This window comes from Microbacterium sp. AC215, assembly GCF_979258645.1.
Map to the genome: position 1 here is coordinate 1,700,385 of NZ_OZ409869.1, position 22,823 is coordinate 1,723,207.

Below are 22,823 nucleotides of genomic sequence, written 5' to 3' on the forward strand. Positions count from 1 at the left end.
CTCCTCAGGACGCTGAGCCGGGGTCATCTGATGCCGTTCTGCACCAGGTGCAGGCGGGCGTATCGCCCGTCGGCGGCGAGCAGCTCGTCGTGCGAGCCTTGTTCGACGATACGTCCGTGCTCGAGCACGACGATGCGATCGGCCTGCCGGATCGTCGACAGCCGGTGCGCGACCACGAGCGTCGTGCGACCGCGCATGAGCCGTTCGAGGGCCTCTTTGACGAGTCCCTCGGACTCGGGGTCGAGCGCGCTCGTCGCCTCGTCGAGCAGCAGGATCCGCGGATCGCGCACGAGCGCGCGGGCGATCGCCAGACGCTGGCGCTGACCACCCGAGAGGCGCGCTCCGCGCTCGCCGACCACCGTGTCCCACCCCTGCGACTGCTCGCTCACGAACTCCCACGCGTTGGCGTCTCGCAGCGCCTGTTCGACGCGATCGGGCGTGACGTCGGGCATGCCGTAGGCGATGTTGTCGAAGACCGATCCCTCGAACAGCACCGACTCCTGCGGCACGACCGAGATCGACCGGCGCACTGTGCGCAGGTCGAGCTCCTGCATGTCGGCGCCGTCGAGCACGATGCGGCCGCTCGTCGGACGGACGAATCCGAGCACGAGGTTCAGGAGGGTCGACTTGCCCGAGCCCGACGATCCCACGAAGGCGACCGTCTCGCCGGGGGCGATCCGCAGATCGATCTCGAACAGGGCGTCGTCGTCGGCATCCGCGTAGCGATGCGTCGCAGAGTCGAGCACGATCTCGCCGGCGACCGCCGAGACGACGCGCTTGCCGGAGTTCTGCTCGACGTCGGGCTCCTGCAGCACCTCGGCGATCGAGCGCACCGACTCGAGCCCGCGGGCGCCGACGGGAATGAGCATGAGCAGCTGGGTGAGCCCGCCGGTCAGCAGCGTGAAGTAGCTCGACAGCATCACGACCTCGCCCGGCGTGATCGGGAGGAAGCCGGTGAGCGCGCACACGGCGGCGAGCATGAGGCAGGCGACGCCGAGCAGCTGCATCGCCACCCAGGAGATCGAGGCCACCCGGCCGTTCAGCAGGTCGAGGTCGAGTCCGGCGCGGCGCACGCCATCCGCCCCGCCCGCGACGCGGTTGATCGCCGTCTCCTCGAGCCCGTGAGCGCGGGTCACCGGGATCAGCGACGCCATCTCGCCGACGCGGGCCGACAGCGTCTCGATCTCGCGCCGGAAGACCTCGTTGCGACGCTGCGATCGGTTGCGCATGCCGTAGCGGATGCCGATCGCGATCGGCACGGCGAGGGCATACACGGGAAGGAACTGCGGCACGGTGACCGCCGTCATGCTGAGTGCGCCGAGCATCACCATGGTCGACGACAGGAGCGGATGCGTGACCTGCTGCAGCATGAGCTCGACGTTCTCGACGTCGCGCACCACCTTCGTCTGCACGATCGACGAGCTCATCCTCGTGTGGTACCCGATCGAGAGGCTCTGCAGTCGCGCGGTGAGGGCGTTGCGGAGATCGGCACCGAGGTCTCGCACCACGGTCATGAAGTTGCGGGTGTAGATGATGTGGTTCGGGTAGTTCTGCAGCAGCAGCACGGCGGCCAGCGCGAACCACCACAGCACCTCGGTGACATCGCCGTCGCTCGCCACGACGTCGATGATCGCGGCGGTGATCACCGGCAGGAACCAGAGCGGGATCTCCTTGATCGCGAAGGCCGTGATCGCGAAGGTCAGTCGCCAGGGACGGCGGGCGACGAGGCGCAGCACGGAGCGGGTGGGGTGATCACCGTCGATGAGCGCGGCCGGATGGGAAAGCGCTTTCTGTGCCATGGTCCTATCGTAGAGTCACCGCACCCGTCTGGGAAGCGCGACCATCCGAATCAGCAGGAGCAGCCATGACCTTCGACGCAGCATTCGACTGGGCACGTGGTCACGTGCAGGCGGAGCGCCTGCCGACAGCGGTGCTCGGCATGGCGACGGCTGACGGGATCGTCGACCTCGAGGGCTTCGGGGCCGCGACGGATGCCGTCTATCCGCTGTTCTCGATCACGAAGGTGCTCACCGGCATCACGGCGACGCGCGCCATCGAGAGGGGTCTGCTCACCCCGAACACTCCGCTCGCCGACGCCCTGCCGCAGTTCGGCACCTCTCGTGACGACATCGTGCGGCTGTGGCACCTCGCGTCCCACACCTCGGGGATCTCCGAGCCGGCTCTCGACACCGCGCTTCCGCTGCGCGACGAGCTGCTCAGCCAGGGGCGGGACTTCGCCGCCGGCACCGCGTCGCGGTATTCCACCCTGGCCTTCGAGGGGATCGCGGCGCTGATCGAGCACGCGACCGGTTCGACCTGGGATGCCGGCACATTCGACTGGGCGCATCGCATCGGCGCGATCGGCCTGACCCTCGACCCGAGCAAGTCCCTCGGGGTTCCGGATGCCGCGGCCGGCGGACTCGACCTCGACCGGTTCCACGCCACGCGTGCTCCCGGCGCAGGACTCCTGGGCAGAGCCGAGGATCTCCTGCACCTCGGCGCCGAGCTGCTGCGCATCGGCCAGGGCGCGAAAGACGGCATCCTGTCTCCGGCGGGACTGGCCATGATGCTCCGCCCGCTGACCGGCGCGATCCCCCGCCTCGACCCGTACCCCTCTGAGCGCGGTCAGGACTGGGGCTTCACGTTCAACCTGCGCTCACGAGCGCCGGGACTGGTGGACCGTGACGTCTTCGGCCACGGCGGGTGGGCGGGCACGGAATTCTGGGTGCACCCGACGGCGGGCGTCTGCTGGGTGCTGCTCACGAACGCGGCCGTGCGCCCGGGCGTGGACGCCGATCAGCTCGACAACGCGGTCATCACCGCGGTGTGACCGCCGACGCTCACTTGACACGTCGCTCGCCCCTGTCTAGGGTTGAGACATTGAATGAAACGATTCAAAACCCGCTCGATGAAGAGAGAACCAACATGACCCGCGTCGCGTTCCAGTTGCAGGTGCGTCCTGAACTGCTCGACGAATACCTCGCCCGTCACTCGCCGGTCTGGCCCGAGATGCTGGGCGAGATCGCGGCAGCCGGCCGCCGCAACTACTCGCTGTTCCTCGCCGAGGGCGGCACGCTCGTCGGCTACTACGAGACCGACGACGATGCCGCCGCCCAGGCGTATCTCGCCGCCTCCCCCGTCGCCGCGCGCTGGGAGTCCGAGATGAGCCGATTCTTCATCGGTCTCGACGGACGCCCCGACCAGGCCGCCACCGCACTCGCCGAGGTGTTCCACCTCGAAGACCAGCTCGCCGACGCCGGCGACTCCCCCGCATCAGACATCGACAACCGCACCGACACCGAAGGCAGCGCCTCATGAGCATCCTCTCGTCCGACAACCTCGCCGCCCTCGAACAGCAGGGCATCGAACTCCCCAGCTGGGCGTTCGGCAACTCCGGCACGCGCTTCAAGGTGTTCGGCACGCCCGGCACGCCCCGCGACCCGTGGGAGAAGATCGCGGATGCCGCGCAGGTGAACAAGTACACGGCGCTCGCGCCCTCGGTCGCCCTGCACATCCCGTGGGACCTGGTCGACTCGTTCTCCGACCTGCGCAAGCACGCCGAGGACCTCGGCGTGACACTGGGCACCATCAACTCCAACACGTTCCAGGACGACGACTACAAGTTCGGCGCGCTGACCCACGAAGACCCGTCGATCCGCCAGAAGGCGATCGACCACCACCTCGCCTGCATCGACGTGATGGATGCCACGGGCAGCCGCGACCTGAAGATCTGGCTCGCCGAGGGCTCGAACTACCCGGGGCAGGCCGACCTGCGCGGCCGTCAGGACCGCCTGCAGGAGTCGCTGCAGCAGATCTATGCACGCCTCGGCGACGACCAGCGCCTCGTGCTCGAGTACAAGTTCTTCGAGCCGGCGTTCTACCACACCGATGTTCCCGACTGGGGCACGTCCTACGCCCAGGTCTCGTCCCTCGGCGACAAGGCCATGGTGTGCCTCGACACGGGCCACCACGCACCCGGCACCAACATCGAGTTCATCGTCATGCAGCTGCTGCGCCTCGGCAAGCTCGGGTCGTTCGACTTCAACTCGCGCTTCTACGCCGACGACGATCTCATCGTGGGCGCGGCCGATCCCTTCCAACTGTTCCGCATCCTGTTCGAGGTCGTGCGCGGCGGCGGCCTGAACAACCCCGATGTGGCGTTCATGCTCGACCAGTGCCACAACGTCGAGGACAAGATCCCCGGTCAGATCCGCTCGGTGCTCAACGTGCAGGAGATGACGGCGCGTGCGCTGATCGTTGACCGGGACGCCCTGACCGCGGCGCAGAAGTCCGGCGACGTGCTCGCCGCCAACGCCGTCTTCATGGACGCGTTCTACACCGACGTGCGCCCCGCGCTCGCCGAATGGCGAGAGTCGCGCGGCCTCGCAGCCGACCCGATGGCGGCCTACGCCGGGTCGGGCTACCAGCAGAAGATCGCCGCCGACCGCGTCGGTGGCGTGCAGGCCGGCTGGGGCGCCTGAGCCCGCACCCCGACCCGTCGGGATGCGGGAGCCGATCCCCGCATCCCGACGCCCCCCGACAGAACGGATGACACCGTGAACGAGCAGGTGCTCGACGGACCGCACGGACCGCTGCGCGTGCGGGTGTACACCCCGACCTCTCCCGTCGGCCCCGGACTCGTCTGGGTGCACGGCGGAGGGTTCGCCGCCGGTGAGATCGACATGCCGGAGGCCGACTGGGTCGCGCAGAGCTTCGCCGAGCGCGGCATCGCCGTGGTGTCGGTCGACTACGCGCTGGCTCCCTTCCCTCGCACCTGGGCTGCGGCAGCCGGGGCACCCGAGCGAGAGGGCGTGCACTACCCGGTCGCCTCCGAGGAGGTCGAGGCCGCATTCCGTTGGGCGGTCGACTCCGGCCTCACCGAGGGGCCGTGGTCGATCGGCGGAGCGAGCGCCGGCGGCAACCTCGCGGCCGGCGCGGCACTGCGCCTCAGTCACGGTCCCGGGCCCTTCCCTGCGCTCGCGGTGCTCGCCTATCCGACGCTCCACGCCGTGCAGGCAGCCCCGGATGCTGCGCTGCGCGCCGCTCTCGACGCGGACCCCGATGCCGACGTGTTCGGCCCCGACCCGGTGCGCGGCATGTACGAGAACTACCTCGGCGGGCCGGTCGACGGTGGCGACGTCTACGCCGTGCCCGGCACCGCGTCCCCCGCCCAGCTCTCGCATTTCCCCGCCACGATCATGATCAACGGCGAGGTCGACGAGCTCCGTGTCTCCGGCGAGGCGTTCGGCGCCCTGCTGCGCGACGCGGGCGTCGAAATCGACATCTCGACCGAGGCGGGCACCCGCCACGGCCACCTCAATCAGCCCGAACTCGCGGCAGCGACAGCATCGATCGACCGCTTCGCCGCCCGCATCCTCGCCACGTCTCCACAGAACAGGGAACAGCCATGACCAACCCCACCGCCGCCGCCCTCATCGAGCGGTCGAACCGCCTGGGCGCCGACCCGAAGAACACCAACTACGCCGGTGGCAACACGTCGGCGAAGGGCACGGAGACCGACCCCGTCACGGGTCAGCCCGTCGAGCTGATGTGGGTCAAGGGTTCGGGTGGAGACCTCGGCACGCTCACAGAGCAGGGTCTCGCCGTGCTGCGCCTCGACCGCATGCGCGCACTCGTCGACGTCTACCCGGGCCTCGACCGTGAGGATGAGATGGTCGCCGCGTTCGACTACTGCCTGCACGGCAAGGGCGGTGCAGCTCCGTCGATCGACACCGCGATGCACGGGCTCGTCGACGCCGCGCACGTCGACCACCTGCACCCCGACTCGGGCATCGCGATCGCCACCGCGGCCGACGGCGAAGAGCTGACGGCGAAGATCTTCGGCGACAAGGTCGTGTGGGTTCCGTGGCGTCGCCCCGGATTCCAGCTCGGACTCGACATCGCCGCCATCAAGGCGAAGAACCCGCAGGCCATCGGCACGATCCTCGGCGGCCACGGCATCACCGCCTGGGGCGACACGTCGGAGGAGGCCGAAGCCAACTCCCTCTGGATCATCGACACCGCGGCCGCCTACATCCAGGCCAACGGCAAGGCCGATCCGTTCGGCGGCGTGCGTGCCGGCTTCGAGGCACTCCCCGAGGCCGAGCGGCGTGAGCGCGCAGCGGCCCTGGCCGGCACCATTCGCGGGATCGCGTCGACCGACAAGCCGATGGTCGGCCACTTCACCGACTCCGACGTCGTCCTCGACTTCCTCGCCTCCGAGCGCGCCCCTGAACTCGCGGCTCTCGGCACGAGCTGCCCCGACCACTTCCTGCGCACCAAGGTCAAGCCGCTGATCCTCGACCTGCCGGTCACGGCATCCGCCGATGAGCAGATCGCCCGTCTGCACGAACTGCACACCGAGTACCGCGCCGACTACCAGGCCTACTACGACGCGCACGCGACCGCCGAGTCGCCCGCGATCCGCGGCGCCGACCCGCTCATCGTGCTCGTGCCCGGCATCGGAATGTTCTCCTACGGCGCCAACAAGCAGACCGCCCGCGTCGCCGGTGAGTTCTACGTCAACGCGATCAACGTCATGCGCGGCGCCGAGGCACTGTCGACCTACTCGCCCATCTCTGACGCCGAGAAGTTCGACATCGAGTACTGGGCGCTCGAAGAGGCCAAGCTGCAGCGCATGCCGAAGCCGAAGTCGCACCAGGGACGCATCGCCTTCGTCACCGGAGCCGCCAGCGGCATCGGCAAGGCCATCGCCACCCGCCTCGCCGCAGAGGGCGCCTGCGTCGTCATCGCCGACCTCGACCTCGAGAAGGCACAGGCGGCCGCCGCCGAGCTGGGCAGCACCGACGTCGCGATCGGCGTCGCGGCGAACGTCGCCGATGCGGATGCCATCCAGGCGGCGCTGAACGACGCCGTGCTCGCGTTCGGCGGCGTCGACCTCGTCGTCAACAACGCCGGTCTCTCGCTGTCGAAGCCGCTGCTCGAGACCACCGAGAAGGACTGGGATCTGCAGCACGACGTCATGGCGAAGGGCTCGTTCCTCGTGTCGAAGGCCGCGGCCCGCGTGCTGATCGACCAGAAGCTCGGCGGCGACATCATCTACATCTCGTCGAAGAACTCCGTCTTCGCCGGCCCCAACAACATCGCCTACTCGGCGACCAAGGCCGACCAGGCCCACCAGGTGCGGCTGCTGGCCGTCGAGCTCGGCGAGTTCGGCATCCGCGTCAACGGCATCAACCCCGACGGTGTCGTGCGCGGCTCGGGCATCTTCGCCTCCGGCTGGGGCGCGAACCGTGCCGCGACCTACGGTGTCGCCGAAGAGGACCTCGGCCAGTTCTACGCCAACCGCACGATCCTCAAGCGCGAGGTCGTTCCCGAGAACGTGGCGGATGCCGTCTACGTGCTGACGGGTCCCGAGCTGAGCCGCACGACCGGTCTCCACATCCCGGTCGACTCCGGCGTCGCTGCGGCGTTCCTGCGATGACGGTGCGGTCCGTCGCCGCCGTCGACCTCGGAGCGACCAGCGGTCGCGTCATGATCGGCCGGATCGGCGACGGCCGGCTCGACCTCGAACTCGTCTCGCGGTTCCCGAACGGGCCCGTCGAGCGCGAAGACGGTCTGCACTGGGACTTCGGCGCTCTCTACGAGCACGTCGTCGCAGGGCTCGCCGAGGCGGTACGGCGCGAACCGGCGATCGAGAGCGTCGGCATCGACTCGTGGGCCGTCGACTACGGCCTGCTGCGAGACGGCGAACTCCTCGCCGAGCCGTTCCACTACCGCGACGCGCGCACGGCGCGCGGCGTCGACGAGGTGCACACGGTCGCGCCCTTCGCCGAGCTCTACGGCCGCAACGGACTGCAGTTCCTGCCGTTCAACACGCTGTACCAGTACCGCGTCGATGCCCGCCTCGCCGACGCCGACACCGCGTTGCTCATTCCCGACCTCATCGCGTTCCTGCTCACCGGAACAGCGGTGGCCGAGCGGACGAACGCCTCGACCACCGGGCTCCTCGGCGTCGAGTCGGGTGAGTGGGACGCCGAGCTCGCCGAGCGCATCGGCATCCCGACGCACATCCTGCCGACGCTCGTCGATCCGGGCGAGACGATCGGCACACTCCGCGCGGACCTGGTCGAGCGCATCGGCAAGAAGCTGCCGGTGATCGCGGTCGGGTCGCACGACACAGCATCCGCCGTCGTCGCCGCTCCCCTGTCGACCCCGCACTCCGCCTACATCTCGTGCGGCACCTGGGGGCTGGTCGGCGTCGAGCTGACCGAGCCGGTGCTGACGGATGCCGCGCGCGAGGCGAACTTCACGCACGAGCTCGGCGTGGACCGTCGCTACCGCTTCCTGCACAACGTGACGGGGCTCTGGCTGCTGAGCGAGACCGTGCGCGCGTGGGAGGCGGAGGACGGCTCGCGGATCGACCTGCCCGAGCTGCTGGCCGCGGCATCCGCCGTGACAGACGACGTGCCCCTCTTCGACGCGAACGACGCGTCGCTCAGCGCACCGGGAGACATGCCCGCGCGCATCACGACACTGCTCGGGGCCGAGGCTCCGACGACGCGACCCGCGTTCGCCCGGTCGATCGTCGAGTCGATCGCGACCGCCTTCGCGGATGCCGTGCAGACGGCAGCCGATCTGTCAGGGCGCGCACTCGACAGCATCCACCTCGTGGGAGGCGGCTCGCTGAACCGTCTGCTGTGCCAGGCCACCGCGGATCGCACCGGCCGTCCCGTGCTCGCCGGCCCCGTCGAGGCGACAGCCCTCGGCAACGTGCTCGTGCAGGCACGGGCTCTCGGCGCCGCCCCGGCATCCCTCGAGGAGCTGCGCGCCCTCGTCGCCGCGACGCACGAACCGGAGCGCTTCGACCCGCGCTGACTCCCTCACCCCCGTCGCAGCCCCTCATCCGACCGCCCGTATCCCCGATGGATGCCGGTGCGAATCCCTGTGCGGGTGCGGATGCCCGCCCTGTCAGGCGCCGGAGAACGCACACCGCGGCGCACACGGAAAGGGGCGCCGAGGCCGAAGCCCGACGCCCCTCACGAACTCGACTCAGAAGTCGAACTCGCCGATGTTGTCTGCGTTGAACTCGAACGGGTCGCCGAGAAGAACGACGCCGTCGGCGCCGACCGTGTACTCGCCGAGGTCTCCGGCCTCGAAGGTGTCGCCCTCTTCGCCGGTGATCTCACCCTCGATCAGCGCCTTGGAGGCGAACGCGGCCAGGTAGCCGAGGTCGGCAGGGTTCCACAGCGCGAACGCGGTGACGGTGCCGTCTTCGACGTACTCGCGCATCTGGTTCGGCGTGCCGAGACCGGTGATGGCGACCTTGCCCTTGTAGTCCGAGGTGGACACGTACCGCGCCGCAGCCGCGATGCCGACCGTGGTGGGCGAGATGATGCCCTTCAGGTTCGGGTGGCTCTGCAGCAGCGCAGCGGTCTTGTCGAACGACGTCTGGTCGTCGTCGTCACCGTAGACGGTCTCGACGATCGTGATGTCGGGGTACTCGCTGGCGACGTACTCCTTCATCAGGTCGATCCAGGCGTTCTGGTTGGTCGCGTTGGCGGATGCCGACAGGATCGCGACCTCGCCGGCTCCGCCGATCTGGTCGGCGATCAGGTCGACCTGCACCTTGGCGATGCCCTCGGAGTCGGCCTGGTTGATGAACAGGTCGCGGCACTCGGGGTTCGTGTCGGAGTCGAAGGTGACGACCTTGACGCCGGCGTCACGGGCCTCGTTCAGCGCGTCGCAGATCGCCTTCGGGTCGTTCGCCGAGACGACGAGCGCGCCCACGGCCTGCTGCGTCGCGGTGTTGATGTAGCTGACCTGGGCGTCGGGGGTGGCCTCGGCCGGGCCGACCTCGGCGAACGTGCCGCCGAACTCGTCGACGGCGGTCTTGCCGCCCTCGCTCGAGGTGTCGAAGTACGGGTTGCCGAGGTTCTTGGGCAGGAACGTGATCGCGAGGTTGTCGGATCCGCCTTCACCCTCTGAACCCGAGCCTCCGGATCCGCCGCTGGTGTCGGCGCAGCCGCTCAGCACGAGCGCTGCGGCCACGGCGACCGCCGCGAACCCCGCGATCTTCTTACGTGCAAACGTCATTGTTCTTCCTTTCGTGATGATCACCGCTGGCGGGTGCCGGCGATGAGAGGCTGCCTCATGGTGCGGGAGAGGCTGCTACGCGCAGTGGCGGACCGGCCTTCGCGCGGACGCGCTGCGCCCAGGCGAGGACGCTCGCTGCGACGACCGAGAAGATCAGCAGCCCGCCGGTGATGATGTTGATGACGTCGGATGTGACTCCGGCGAGGCGCAGGCTGCTGCCCAGCACCCCGATCAGGAGAACGGCGGCGACGACGCCGTGCAGGTGTCCCCGTCCGCCGAACACCGACACTCCGCCGAGCACCACGGCCGCGATGACCTGCAGTTCGAGCCCGGTGGCGTTGTCGCCTCGGGCGCTGCCGAACCGCAGCGTGTAGAAGATGCCTGCGAAGGCGGCGACCACGCCCGAGAGCACGAACAGGATGAACTTCGTCCGTTCGACGTCGACGCCCGAGAACCGCGCGGCGTCCTTCGACAGACCGATCGCGAAGACACCACGGCCGAAGGGCGTGAAGTGCAGCAGCACGGCGAACAGCACCAGCAGGATCAGGAACGGGATGACGATGTACGGGATGGTCGTCCCGGCGATCTTCGCCTTCGCGAGCGCCGTCCATGTCTCGGGGAAGTCCGTGACGGCCGTGGTGCCGAGCAGGCCGACCGCAAGCCCGCGGAAGAGTGCGAGTGTGCCGATCGTGACGGCGAGCGACGGCAGCCCGACGATCGTGACGAGGAACCCGTTGAAGGCTCCGCCGACGACGCCGACGAGGAGGGCCGCAAGGGCGGCGACCTCGAAGGGAGCACCCGACTCGGTGAGGACTCCGGTGACGACGCTGGCGAGCCCCACCATGGATCCCACCGACAGGTCGATCTCGCCCGTGATCATGACGAGCGTCATGGGCAGCGCGATGAGCAGGATCGGTGCGACGTCGAGCAGGAGGTAGTTCGCGGTGATCGGCTGGGCGAAGCCGCGGATCGTGACGGCCGCCACGATCGTCACCAGCACGAGGAGCGCGATGATCGCGAACTCGCGGTTGATGAAGATGCGCCGCCACAGCGGACGGTCGTAGTCGCGGATGACGCGGGTCGACGTCGTCGTCGTTGTCGTGGTCATGATTCGTCCCTCGCCTCGATGAGCTGGCGTCTCTGTCTGACCGCGAGCACCCGGTCGAGCACGATGGCCCCGATAATGAGCACACCGACCACGGCACGCTGCCAGAAGTCCGGGATGCCGAGAATGGGCAGCGCGCGGTTGATGGTCATCAGGAGCATCGCGCCGATGGCCGCGCCCCAGACCGTGCCGACACCGCCGGTGATCGCGATGCCACCGATGACGGCTGCGCCGACGGCATCCAGCTCCCAGCCGCTTCCCGCCTGCGAGCTGATGGATCCGTATCGCGCGGCGTAGAAGACGCCGGCGAGACCTGCGAGTGCACCCGAGAGGACGAACGCGGAGAGCACCCGACGGGTGACCTTGAGGCCGTAGAGCTCGGCCGCCGAGGGGTCGGAGCCGATCGCGTAGTACTCGCGTCCGCCCCGGATGTTGCGCAGATACCAGGCCGCGAGCGCGAGCACGATCACCGCGATGATCGTCAGCACAGGGATGAACAGGATCTGCTGCGTGCCGAGTGCGAGGAAGTCCTTGGGCATGTCGGAGGCGTTGATGCGATCGCTGCCGGTCCACAGCACGTTGATGCCGCGGTAGGCATAGAGCGTGCCGAGCGTGATCACCATGGCCGGCACCTTCGCGAAGGCGACCAATGCGCCGTTGACCAGGCCGAGGAAGGCACCGAGCAGGACGGCCGCGATCACGACGACCACGATCGGGATGCCGGGGACGTCGACGAAGAGGCGTCCGGTCAGGTAGGCCGTGAGGCCCATCACCGAGCCCACCGACAGATCGACGTTGCGCGTGATGATGACGATCGCCTGGCCCACGGCGACGAGCATGAGGATCGACGGCGTGAGCAGCAGATCGCGCCAGCCGTCGGAGCTGAAGAGGAACGCCGGGTTCTTGACGGTCGCGGCGATCACGACGAGCACGAGCGCGGCGAGGATGCCGAACTCGCGTGCACGGCCGATGCCGCCGGGCTTCTTCGCGATCGCCGGAGCGGCGGCCGCGGGTGCGGTGGTGGTGCTCATGAGTGCAGCTCCGATGAGTGGGTGGCGGCGAACATGACGTTCTCGCTGGTGGCGTCGTCGCGGGAGATCTCGGCGGTGATGCGTCCTTCGCGCATCACGAGCACGCGATCCGCCATGCCGAGCACCTCGGGCAGCTCGGACGAGATCATCAGGATGCCCATGCCCTCGCCGGCGAGCTGCGACAGCAGTCGGTGCACCTCGGACTTGGTGCCGACGTCGATGCCGCGGGTCGGCTCGTCGATGATGAGGACGCGCGGGTCGGTGGCCAGCCACTTGGCCAGCACGACCTTCTGCTGATTGCCGCCCGAGAGCGTGGACGCCACGGTGTCGAGCGCGTGCGTCTTCACCTCGAGGCGCGACGCCCACTCCTTCGCCGCACGGTTCTCGATGCCGCTCGTGATGAGTCCCCACTTCGAGAGGCGCCGGCGGATGGCGAGCGTGATGTTGCCTCCCACGCTCGCGTCGATCACGAGGCCCTGCTTGCGGCGGTCCTCGGGAACGAGCGCGAGTCCGCTGCGCATCGCGGCGGTCGGGTTGCGGCGGGCGACGCCCGCGCCGAGCATCCGCACCTCTCCCTCGTCGTAGGGATCGACGCCGAAGATCGCGCGGGCGACCTCCGAGCGACCGGCGCCGACGAGACCTGCCAGTGCGACGATCTCGCCCGCGCGCACCGTGAACGAGATGTCGTGGAAGACGCCGGGACGGGTGAGCGCTGTGACCTCGAGCAGCGGCTCGCCGATGGCGGCCTCCTGCTTGGGGAACAGCTCGGTGACGTCGCGGCCGACCATCTGGCGCACCAGTTCGTCGACCGTGGTCTCGGCGATGGGAGTGGTGTCGATGTATGCCCCGTCACGCATGACGGTGACGGTGTCGCACAGGTCGAACACCTCGTCGAAGCGATGCGAGATGAAGAGGATCGCGCGTCCCTCGTCGCGGAGGCTCCGCGCGACCGCGAAGAGTCGGTCGACCTCGACGCCGCTGAGTGCGGCCGTCGGCTCGTCCATGATCAGCACGCTCGCGTCGAGAGAGATGGCCTTGGCGATCTCGATGATCTGCTGGTCGGCGATCGACAGACCCTCGGTGATGCGGTCGGGGTCGAGCGTCACGCCCAGGCGGCGGAAGATCCGGTCGACTTCGGTGCGCATGGCCTTGCGGTCGATGCGGCCGAGGAAGCCGGTGGGCTGACGTCCCATGAAGATGTTCTCGGTGACCGAGAGATCGGGGAACAGCGTCGGCTCCTGGTAGATGACCGCGATGCCCGCGGCCTTCGACTGGGCGGTGCTGGTGAAATCGACATCGTCGCCGTGCAGACGGAAGTCGCCCGAGTCGCGGCGGTACAGACCGGCCATGATCTTCACGAGCGTGGACTTGCCCGCGCCGTTCTCGCCGATGAGGGCGTGGATCGAGCCGGGGCGGAGCGTCAGGCTGCCGGAGCGGAGTGCGACGACGGGGCCGAAGGACTTCACCACCCGATGCAGCTCGAGCGCGGTGGGGGGAGCGCTGCGGGCGGAGGCTGCGTCTACCACTGGCTTTCCTCTCCGTTGAGGGGGATGATGATCGGAATGAACTTTACCTGAATCGATTCAAGCTCGTTTCAGGCTAGTGTATGTGATGCCGGTCTCAGGTCAACCCCCGATGCCGAAGCGTGATCCGCCCGACGACGAGAGGACTGCCGAATGCCGGTCAGCATCCGCGATGTCGCCGTTCGCGCTGGCGTCTCCGTCGGCACCGTCTCGAACGTCCTGAACCGGCCGGACGAGGTCTCCAGCGAGTCGGTCGAGCGAGTGACGCAGGCGATCGAAGAGCTCGGCTACGTGCGAAACGACGCCGCCCGCAAGCTCAGAGCGGGCGTGAGCACGACCGTCGGATTCGTCGTGCTCGACGGCCAGAACCCCTTCTACAACGATGTCGTGCGCGGTGCCGAAGACGAGGCGTCCAGCCACGGCATCGCGATCCTGTACGGCAACACCGACGACGACCCGTCCCGCGAGAAGGTCTATCTCGACCTGTTTCGCGAGCAGCAGGTGCGCGGCCTGCTCATCGCCCCCTACGGCGACGTCATGACGCAGCTGCGCAAGTTCCGAGCGAGCGGGATCGCGACGGTTCTCGTCGACCGATTCAGCGCCGACAGCGGGTTCTCGTCGGTGTCGGTCGACAGCGTCGCGGGCGGGCGGCTGGCGGTCGAGCACCTCATCGAGGGCGGTCGGCGGCGGATCGCCTTCGTCGGGGGCCCCTTCGACATGCGTCAGGTCACCGACCGTCTCGCGGGCGCTCGCGCGGCGGCCGAGAACGCGGCGGTGCACGTCGAGCTCGAGGTCGTGCCGACGGCGGCGATGACGGTCGAAGAGGGCGTCGCCGCCGGAGCGCGCCTGCTCACCCGCCCTCGGCGCGAGTGGCCCGACGCGCTCTTCGCCGCCAACGATCTGCTCGCCCTCGGCCTGCTGCAGTCCCTCGTGTCGGGCGGACGCCTGCTCGTCCCCGACGAGATCGCGCTGATCGGCTTCGACGACAATCCGTTCGCGGCCGCCGCCGCGGTGCCGTTGTCATCCATCCGGCAGCCCAGCCGCATGATCGGTCGCACGGCGCTGCGGATCGTGCTCGAAGAGGCGGCCGACCCCGAGAGCATCCCCCGCCAGACGGTGTTCCCGCCCGAACTGATCGTGCGCAGCTCGACCGTCGGCTGACCCGGGGCGGCCTTCCCCGCACCTCGGCGGCTCAGGTGCATCCGCAACCTGAGCCGGCACTCGGCACCGAGTCCCGCCATCGAGGCCCCGATTACGTCCCGTATGCCCTCGAGACCGGCCGATGCAGCCCCTCGTACTCGACCGACGGCCAGCACTCATCGACCGTGAGCACCTCCCAGTCGTCATCTGTGCGCAGCAGGGTGTCTTCGACTTTGCGGCCCGGTGCGGTCGGGTTCCAGGCGAACGCCTGATCCTCGACGATCAGATCCGCAGTGGATGCCGTGGCGCGGGGATCGCGACCGGCATACCCGGTCGGTCCGCCCTGGTGGTGGCGCTGCCATTCGTCGGCGTCGAACCCATAGCGGGCGTACGCCGCGATGCCCGCCGTGAACGCGTCGTTCAGACGGGCTCCCGGCACAGACGCATCGAGGAGAGCCCGCTCCACGCCCCAGATCGGCTCGTCATCGACGGATGCGCCGACCCAGCGTGTCGCGTTGGCGATGAGCCCGTTCCGACGCCCGCACACGACGATCATGGCCCGCTCTCCGAGCAGCCCGGCGGTCGGAAGCGGATGCCGGAACGCAGTCCGTTCGGAACCGGCGACCAGCACGACGAGCGGATCGATTCCTCGGGCGATGAGCTCGGCGCAGACGATCGCGGCGACCATCCGCTCGCTCTGCTCCGGACCGACGCGGGCGAGCGCATCCGTCAGCGACTCTGCCGTCTCCCGTCCGAGAAGTCGATATCTGGCACGCTCGGCCGGCAGCAGGCGCGCGCGAGCCGCGCGCAGTTCAGCCGCCACGTGCGATTCGGCGACGCCGGCCTCCTCAGCCGCGGCGGCAGCGGGTGGGATCCACCACGGCACGCGCACCACGCGCGCGACATCCTCCGGCAGCAGCTCCTCGGCGATCAGCCGATCGGCCTCGTTCTCGGCGATGAAGAGCACATCGCCCTGCGCCTCCGCCCGCACCGCGAGCACCGGAGGACCCGCGAGCGACACATGCGTGCGCACGCCCTCGAGGTACCACGACAGCGATTCGTGAGAGACGAGCACCACGGGTGCCCCGTCGACCTCTCGGCGCACGCGCGCCAGCCGATCCTGCTTCTCGGCGCGGTCCTCGGATGCTCCAGCCATGAGACCCTCCCTGAAGAACGTTTTCTCGTAGTATGACGACAGCCGCGACCTCTCGCGGACACGAAGGGATGCCGATGGCACGCGAATCGTCACGCCCCGGCATCACCGACGTCGCGAAACTCGCCGGCGTCTCTCTGTCGACGGTGTCGCGCGCGATGAACGGCAACCCGACGGTCGATCCGGCGCTCGCCGAGCGCGTGCAGGCAGCCGCTGCGCAGCTCGGCTACACGGCGAACCCCGTGGCACGGAGCCTGGTGCTCGGCCGCACCCAGACCATCGCCGTCGTGATCCCCGACCTCGAGAACCCGACGTTCCAGGCGATCCTGCGTGGCCTCAGCCGCGCGGCCACGGCCGACGGATATCACGTGCTGGTCGCCGACTCGCGTGAGGACCTGGATGAAGAGCAGGCGCTCGCCCGAGCGACCAGGCTGCGCACCGACGGCGTGATCCTCTGCGCCCCTCGAATGCCCGAGGAGGACCTCGGCCGACTGCTGCCGATGCTCTCCCCCGCCGTCGTGATCAACCGCGGCCCGCAGACGAGCACTCCCGTGGTCGGCGCCGACTACGGATCCGGCATGCGCGAGATCGTCGGCCACCTCACCTCGCTCGGCCACCGCCGGCTCGTCTATCTCGCCGGCGCCACCCGCAGCGTGACGCACAGGGCGCGGCAGGATGCGATCGCGGCGGAGCTCTCCCGGACCGACGGGCTCGAAGTCGAGGAGATCACCGCAGGCGTCGACTTCGACAGCGGCACCGCGGTCGCCGACCAGGTTCTCGCGAGCGGAGCCACCGCAGTGATCGCCTACAACGACCTCGTCGCCATGGGGCTGCTCTCGGCCCTGACCGTGCGCGGCGTCGACGTGCCGGAGCAGCTGTCGATCACGGGTTTCGACGACATCCCCTTCGCCGCCTACACCTCACCCCCGCTCACGACCGTGGCCGTTCCCGCGGTCGAGATCGGCGCAGCCGCATGGGCTGCGATGCACGACCAGCTCACCGGCGGCGATCCCACGGCAGCGCTCACCTTCACGCCGACCCTGATCGTGCGCGGCAGCACCGCCACCGTGCACACGCCCTGAACCGTCGGCGGTCCCGGGGCCTGACACCTCTCCTGTGCTATCGTCGAGAAAACGTTTCCTGACCGGAGATCGAAGAGAGATCACGATGACGAAGACCCGCTACGCCCTCGCCGGTGCCGGAGCCCGCGCGCAGATGTACGTCGAGGGGATCATCGGCACGCACCGTGACCGCGCCGAGCTCGTGGCGATCATCGAGCCGAACCCGGTGCGGGCCGGGCACTACGCTGACCGCATCGCGGAGGTCGGCGCGCCGGCGCCCCGCCTCGCCACCCCCGACGAGCTCGAGCAGGTGATCAGCGACGAGCGGGTCGACCGGGTCATCATCTGCTCCCGCGACGACCTCCACGCCGAGCTGATCGTCCGGTCGCTCGAAGCGGGCGCCGACGTCGTCGTCGAGAAGCCGCTCACGATCGACGCGGCGAGCGCCGCCCGCATCGAAGACGCCGTCGAGCGCACCGGTCGCCAGGTCGTGCTGACCTTCAACTATCGCTACTCGCCCCGCAACAGCGCACTGCGCCAGGTGATCCAGGACGGCACGATCGGCGACGTCACGTCCGTGGACTTCTCGTGGATGCTCGACACGAACCACGGCGCCGACTACTTCCGCCGCTGGCACCGCGAGAAGAAGAACTCGGGCGGTCTGCTCGTGCACAAGTCGAGCCACCACTTCGACCTCGTCAACTGGTGGATCCGCTCACAGCCGACCCGCGTCTTCGCGTCCGGCGGCCTGCGTTTCTACGGAGCCGAGAACGCGGCCGGCCGTGGCCTCGGCGAGCGACCGGCGCGAGGCACCCACGACGACGGCGACCTGTTCGAACTCGACCTGCGCACCGATGAGCGTCTCACCGCGCTCTACCTCGACGCCGAGGAGCACGACGGGTACCGGCGCGATCTCGACGTGTTCAGCGAGGGCATCACGATCGAGGACAACCTCGCACTCGTCGTCGACTATGCGTCCGGCGCGACGATGTCGTACTCGTTGAACGCGCACTCCCCCTGGGAGGGCTACCGCGTCGCCGTCAACGGCACCCTCGGCCGGGTCGAGCTCGAGGTGGTCGAGCGCGGCGCCGTGCTCGCGGGCGAGGGACTGCACCCGCACATCGACCCCAGCCTCTCCGGCGGCCACGGCACGACCGCACTGCGCCCTGAGAGCGAGCGTCTGATCGTGCAGCGCCACTGGGAAGAGGCCTACGAGGTGCCGATCGACGGCGGCGACGGAGGCCACGGCGGTGGAGACGAGCTGCTGCTGTCCGATGTCTTCGAGGGCCCCGGGGACGACCCCCTCGCGCGTCCGGCCGACTGGACCGACGGCATCCGCTCGATCGCTGTGGGCATCGCGGGCAACCGCTCACTCGAGACGGGCCTTCCCGTGAAGGTCGACGAGCTCGGGATCGCTCTGCTGGCGCGGCCATGAGGATCATCGTCACCGGCGGTTCGGGCAGACTCGGACGCACCCTGGTGACGGGCCTCGCAGATGCCGGGCACGAGATCGTCTCGATCGACCGGGAGCCGAGCGCGGCCCTCGACCGGGACGGGATCACGCAGGCGTCCCTCGACCTGACGGACGCGGATGCCACGGCATCCGCTCTCGCCGCGACGTCGGCGGATGCACTGATCCATCTCGCGGCGATCGCGGTGCCCTTCAGCGCACCCGAGGACGTGATCATCCGCACGAACGCGGCTCTCGCCCAGTCGGTGCTGGGCGGAGCCGTACGGGCCGGCATCCACCGCGTCGTCGCGGCGTCGAGTCCCACCGTGGTCGGCTATGGCGCACCTCGCGGCTGGACCCCTGAGCGCCTCCCCCTCGACGAGACGTCGCCGACCGAGCCCTGGAACGCCTACGCCCTGTCGAAGCTGCTCATCGAGCAGACCGTCGACATGCTGCGGCGTCAGGCCGGCGACGACGTGCGCTTCGCCTCCTTCCGCCCCTGCTACGTGATCGCCCCGGAGGAGTGGGCCGGCGCTCTCACCCAGCAGGGCCACACCGTTCTCGATCGTCTCGACGATCCGGCGCTCTCCGCGCCCGCGCTCTTCAACTATGTCGACGCCCGCGACGTCGCAGCCTTCACCGACACCCTCCTCGCCGCGCTCGACCACATCCCGAACGGCGAGAGATTCTTCGTGGGAGCCGACGATGCCCTCGCCCGCCGCCCGCTGAGCGAGCTGCTGCCCGAGTTCCACCCCGGCACCGAGCACGCGGCCGCGGCGCTGACCGGCACTTCCCCCGCCTTCTCGTCCGACAAGGCCGCCCGACTCCTCGGCTGGCGCCCGTCCCGCACCTGGCGCACAGAGCTGGCACTGCTGTGACCACGATCCGGAGCCTGTCGACTCGTCTGCAGAGGGTGCCGCTGACTCGCCCGTGGGCTGCCGACGTCACCTCCGTCGGCGTGATCGCGACTCACGTCGTGCGCTCCGACGGTGGCGAGGGATGGGGCTTCTCGTGGAGTCCGCAGATCGGTGCGCCCGCCGTGCAGGCGCTGCTCGAGCATGACATCGCTCCCGCCGCGGTCGGCCGCTCCGCCACGCCCGCCGAGAGCTGGCAGGGGATGTGGGAGCACCTGCACGAAGCCGGAGGTGGGGGGATCACGACGATCGCACTCGCCGGTCTGGACCTGGCGCTGTGGGATGCGGAGGCGCGGTCGACCGGCGTCTCGGTGTCGGAGTCGATCGGCCGCCGCCGCGAGCGGGTGCGCGCCTACGGCTCAGGCGTGAACCTGCACTACTCGCTCGACGAACTGCTCGCCCAGGTGCAGCGCTGGATCGATGCGGGGTTCGAGGCGGTCAAGATCAAGGTCGGAAAGCCCGACATCGCCGAGGACGCCGATCGCGTCGCCGCCGTCCGCGAGCTGCTCGGCCCTGATCGGGGGCTGATGATCGACGCGAACCAGCGGTGGGATCTGGCGCGGGCGACCGCATCCGTCGAGGTCCTGTCGCGCTTCGACCTCGCCTGGATCGAAGAGCCCCTGCGCGCCGATGACCTCGACGGACACACGGAACTCGCACGGCGCATCGACGTGCCTATCGCGCTCGGCGAGAATCTGCACACCGCGCACCGTTTCGGCGACTTCCTGCGCGCGGGTGCGGCGCAGATCCTGCAGCCCAACATCGTGCGGGTCGGCGGGATCACGCCGTTCCTCCGCATCGCCGAGCTGGTCGCCGCGCACGGTGCGACCCTGCACCCGCACCTTCTGCCCGAGCTCTCGGGTCAGCTCGCGCTGACTCTGCCCGACACCGGCCACGAGGTCCTGGTCGAAGACGTCGAAGACGCCGGCTTCGGTGCACTGGGAGCTCTCGCCGACCCCTCGCCGGTGACGATCGCCGACGGCCACCTCACCGAGAACGCGCACCACGGTCTCGGGCTCCGCTTCGCTCCCCTGCTCGACGACGGGGCCCGCCTCGGCGCCTGAGTTCTCGGCGCCGAGGCGTCCGGTCAGGCCTGCGGCAGCGCGCCGGCGTTCGCTCCGGCGAGCAGCTCCTCGACCTGCTCGTGCGTCACGTCCACCCCCGGGAATCCGATGAGGCGGCCGATCGGGAACGACGCCATCATCTTCTCCATGGCCTCGTCGTTGGGCATCATCGATGCCGCCGACGAATCGGCGCCGCTCAGTTCGCCCAGGAAGCCGCCGAGCGCGCCCATCATGATCGGCCCCGCGACGGGGTGCGCCATCACATCGCCGATCGAGGAGTTCATGGTGAGGGGCAGCGAGACCACATCACCCGCCACCTCGACGGTCGCGGTGGAGCGGATGTCGCGGCTCGATGCCGCGACATCGATGCGGTACTCGCCGGGCTCGACGATCCAGCGGTCGACGCGGACGTCCCAGTAGGCGAGGTCCTCGCGACGGATGACCAGCTCGACCGTCCGGGTCTCGCCCGCGGCGATCGCCACCGAGGCGAAGGCCTTGAGCTCGCGAGGCGCGCGCTGGACGACCGAGGACACCGGAGCGGCGTACACCTGCACGATCTCGCGGCCGTCGCGGGTTCCGGTGTTGGTCACGTCGACGCGCACGGCGATGTCGCCGTTCTCGGCCGCTTCGACCGTTGCCTCGCCGTACGAGAAGGCCGTGTACGAGAGCCCGTGGCCGAACGGGAACGTGACATCGAGTCCCTTGGCGTCGTACCAGCGGTAGCCGACCAGCACTCCCTCGCCGTAGCGGACATGACCGAACTCGCCGGGGAAGCTTCCGAACGACGGGTTGTCCTCCACACGCACCGGCACCGTCTCGGTGAGCTTGCCCGACGGGTTCACGGCGCCGTAGAGCACGTCGGCGACCGCTCCGCCGCCCGCCTGTCCGAGCAGCCAGGTCTCGACGATCGCGGGCACCCGGTCGGCGAAGGGCAGCGCGACGACGCCGCCGTTCGAGAGCACGACGACCGTCGCGGGATTCGCCTCGATCACGGCGTCGAGCACCGCCAGCTGAGCCGCCGGAAGGTCGATGTGCTCGCGGTCGAAGCCCTCCGACTCCTCTGCGGCGGGGAGGCCGAGGAACACGACCGCGACATCCGCTGCGGACGCGGCGGCGACCGCCTCCGCGAGCAGGTCGTCAGCGGAGCGACCGGATGCGGCGGTGTCGCCGCCTTCCACGGCGAAGCCCGGCGCATATGTGACGTCGTCCCCACCGATCGCGCGCAGCTCGTCCAGCGCCTTGTCGACCCTGGTCGGGTTGATGAGCGACGATCCAGCTCCCTGGAATCGCGGCTCGGTGGCGAAGGCGCCGATGACCGCGATGCGCTGCTCGGGGGCGAGCGGCAGCAGGTCTCCGTCGTTCTTGAGCAGCACGATCGAGCGACCGGCCGCCTCCCTGGCGAGCGCATGGTGCGCGTCGACGTCGAGCGGGCCGGAGACGGCCGGACGCCGCTGCGCCTTGCGGACCAGATCGATCGCGCGGTCGGCCGCTGTGTCCAGCACGCTCTCAGCGAGCTCGCCGGCGCGCACGGCAGCGACGAGCTGCGCATCCGTCCGACCTCCCGACGACGGCATCTCGAGATCGAGGCCGGCGGCGACGCCCGCCACACGATCGTTCACGGCACCCCAGTCCGACACGACGAGGCCGTCGAAGCCCCAGTCGTCGCGGAGCACCTGGGTGAGCAGCCAGGGGTCCTCCGATGCGTAGACGCCGTTGATGCGGTTGTACGAGCACATGACCGTCCATGGCTGAGCGTCCTTGACCACGCGCTCGAAGCCACGCAGATAGATCTCGTGCAGCGGTCGCGGGTCGACGTCGGAGCTCGCCCGCATCCGGTCGAACTCCTGGTTGTTCGCGGCGAAGTGCTTCAGCGACGTGCCGACGCCCTGCGACTGCACACCGCGCACCGAGGCGGCACCCAGGGTTCCCGAGACGATCGGGTCTTCGGAGAAGTACTCGAAGTTGCGGCCGCACAGCGGCGACCGCTTGATGTTGATGCCAGGGCCCAGCACGATCGCGACGTCTTCGATGGCCGCCTCGACTCCGATGGCGGCGCCGACCCGCTCGATGAGCTCGGGGTCGAACGACGATCCGATGCCGACGGCCGGTGGGAAGCACGTCGCCGGCACGCTGCTCGAGAGGCCGAGGTGGTCGGTTCCCCCGACTGCTTGCGCAGGCCGTGCGGCCCGTCGGTCATCATGATCGACGGCAGACCGACGCGATCGATGGCCTTCGTGGTCCAGAAGTCCGCGCCGCTCGTGAGCGACGCCTTCTCCTCGAGGGTGAGATCGGATGCCGAGGTGTCGGTCATGGTCTTCCTTTCGCG

General features: G+C 69.4%; 17 protein-coding genes and 1 pseudogene. 11 read left to right on the top strand and 7 right to left on the bottom strand.

Translation table 11 applies throughout. The features are described 5' to 3' along the window. Window positions 1-23: 23 nt before the first annotated feature. Window positions 24-1,799: an ABC transporter ATP-binding protein gene (locus ACZZZF_RS08410; RefSeq protein ID WP_187249932.1), complete on the bottom strand. Its 1,776-nt coding sequence runs from the start codon at window positions 1,797-1,799 to the stop codon at window positions 24-26. A gap of 65 nt (window positions 1,800-1,864) precedes the next feature. On the opposite strand from ACZZZF_RS08410, the gene ACZZZF_RS08415 reads away from it, so the two are divergent. The 6 genes from ACZZZF_RS08415 (at window position 1,865) to ACZZZF_RS08440 (ending at window position 8,838) form a co-directional block, all read left to right on the top strand. Beyond that, on the top strand, window positions 1,865-2,830 hold the full coding sequence (locus ACZZZF_RS08415; RefSeq protein ID WP_285365260.1) for a serine hydrolase domain-containing protein: 966 nt from the start codon (window positions 1,865-1,867) through the stop codon (window positions 2,828-2,830). Between the two features lie 95 nt (window positions 2,831-2,925). Beyond that, window positions 2,926-3,318: an L-rhamnose mutarotase gene (locus ACZZZF_RS08420; protein WP_072590718.1), complete on the top strand. Its 393-nt coding sequence runs from the start codon at window positions 2,926-2,928 to the stop codon at window positions 3,316-3,318. Beyond that, complete coding sequence (rhaI, locus tag ACZZZF_RS08425; RefSeq protein WP_463497936.1) at window positions 3,315-4,481, top strand: L-rhamnose isomerase; 1,167 nt, start codon at window positions 3,315-3,317, stop codon at window positions 4,479-4,481. Before ACZZZF_RS08420 ends, rhaI begins: the two co-directional genes overlap by 4 nt. Window positions 4,482-4,556: 75 nt before the next feature. Further along, complete coding sequence (locus tag ACZZZF_RS08430) at window positions 4,557-5,411, top strand: alpha/beta hydrolase (RefSeq protein WP_056276823.1); 855 nt, start codon at window positions 4,557-4,559, stop codon at window positions 5,409-5,411. Next, window positions 5,408-7,444, top strand: coding sequence for a bifunctional aldolase/short-chain dehydrogenase (locus ACZZZF_RS08435; RefSeq protein WP_463497938.1), 2,037 nt, complete (start codon window positions 5,408-5,410; stop codon window positions 7,442-7,444). Before ACZZZF_RS08430 ends, ACZZZF_RS08435 begins: the two co-directional genes overlap by 4 nt. After that, window positions 7,441-8,838, top strand: a complete 1,398-nt coding sequence (locus ACZZZF_RS08440; protein WP_463497940.1) for a rhamnulokinase — start codon at window positions 7,441-7,443, stop codon at window positions 8,836-8,838. Before ACZZZF_RS08435 ends, ACZZZF_RS08440 begins: the two co-directional genes overlap by 4 nt. 174 nt (window positions 8,839-9,012) lie before the next feature. On the opposite strand, the gene rhaS is transcribed toward ACZZZF_RS08440, so the two are convergent. Genes rhaS through ACZZZF_RS08460 form a run of 4 tightly spaced genes read right to left on the bottom strand, consistent with a single transcriptional unit; the run spans window position 9,013 to window position 13,718 of the window. Beyond that, the gene (gene rhaS / locus ACZZZF_RS08445) at window positions 9,013-10,056 is read right to left on the bottom strand and encodes a rhamnose ABC transporter substrate-binding protein (RefSeq protein ID WP_056276817.1); all 1,044 of its coding nucleotides are present in this window, start codon (window positions 10,054-10,056) and stop codon (window positions 9,013-9,015) included. A gap of 55 nt (window positions 10,057-10,111) precedes the next feature. Beyond that, on the bottom strand, window positions 10,112-11,164 hold the full coding sequence (locus ACZZZF_RS08450; RefSeq protein WP_053098751.1) for an ABC transporter permease: 1,053 nt from the start codon (window positions 11,162-11,164) through the stop codon (window positions 10,112-10,114). Beyond that, the gene (locus tag ACZZZF_RS08455; protein ID WP_053098750.1) at window positions 11,161-12,192 is read right to left on the bottom strand and encodes an ABC transporter permease; all 1,032 of its coding nucleotides are present in this window, start codon (window positions 12,190-12,192) and stop codon (window positions 11,161-11,163) included. The genes ACZZZF_RS08450 and ACZZZF_RS08455 overlap by 4 nt, the downstream gene beginning before the upstream one ends. Further along, window positions 12,189-13,718, bottom strand: a complete 1,530-nt coding sequence (locus tag ACZZZF_RS08460) for a sugar ABC transporter ATP-binding protein (RefSeq protein ID WP_053098749.1) — start codon at window positions 13,716-13,718, stop codon at window positions 12,189-12,191. Before ACZZZF_RS08460 ends, ACZZZF_RS08455 begins: the two co-directional genes overlap by 4 nt. A gap of 150 nt (window positions 13,719-13,868) precedes the next feature. On the opposite strand from ACZZZF_RS08460, the gene ACZZZF_RS08465 reads away from it, so the two are divergent. Further along, window positions 13,869-14,876 (top strand): LacI family DNA-binding transcriptional regulator, encoded by a 1,008-nt coding sequence (locus tag ACZZZF_RS08465; RefSeq protein WP_187249926.1) that lies wholly within the window; start codon window positions 13,869-13,871, stop codon window positions 14,874-14,876. 91 nt (window positions 14,877-14,967) lie between these two features. Here ACZZZF_RS08465 and ACZZZF_RS08470 read toward each other — a convergent pair whose 3' ends face one another. Next, a complete protein-coding gene (locus ACZZZF_RS08470) occupies window positions 14,968-16,011 on the bottom strand; it encodes a M24 family metallopeptidase (RefSeq protein WP_463497942.1) in 1,044 nt (347 codons plus the stop codon). A gap of 74 nt (window positions 16,012-16,085) precedes the next feature. Between ACZZZF_RS08470 and ACZZZF_RS08475 the strand changes: the two genes are divergently transcribed. From ACZZZF_RS08475 to ACZZZF_RS08490, 4 genes are all read left to right on the top strand, one after another. Further along, complete coding sequence (locus ACZZZF_RS08475; protein ID WP_463497944.1) at window positions 16,086-17,090, top strand: LacI family DNA-binding transcriptional regulator; 1,005 nt, start codon at window positions 16,086-16,088, stop codon at window positions 17,088-17,090. Between the two features lie 85 nt (window positions 17,091-17,175). Then, complete coding sequence (locus ACZZZF_RS08480; protein WP_056276812.1) at window positions 17,176-18,504, top strand: Gfo/Idh/MocA family protein; 1,329 nt, start codon at window positions 17,176-17,178, stop codon at window positions 18,502-18,504. Continuing rightward, complete coding sequence (locus ACZZZF_RS08485) at window positions 18,501-19,397, top strand: NAD-dependent epimerase/dehydratase family protein (protein WP_372983813.1); 897 nt, start codon at window positions 18,501-18,503, stop codon at window positions 19,395-19,397. The genes ACZZZF_RS08480 and ACZZZF_RS08485 overlap by 4 nt, the downstream gene beginning before the upstream one ends. Then, entirely contained in the window at window positions 19,394-20,497 is a 1,104-nt protein-coding gene (locus ACZZZF_RS08490; protein WP_463497946.1) for a mandelate racemase/muconate lactonizing enzyme family protein, read from the top strand. Before ACZZZF_RS08485 ends, ACZZZF_RS08490 begins: the two co-directional genes overlap by 4 nt. A 23-nt stretch (window positions 20,498-20,520) precedes the next feature. Here the strand turns inward: ACZZZF_RS08490 and ACZZZF_RS08495 are convergent. Continuing rightward, window positions 20,521-22,808: pseudogene (locus ACZZZF_RS08495) on the bottom strand (glycoside hydrolase family 3 C-terminal domain-containing protein). Between the last annotated feature and the right edge of the window lie 15 nt (window positions 22,809-22,823).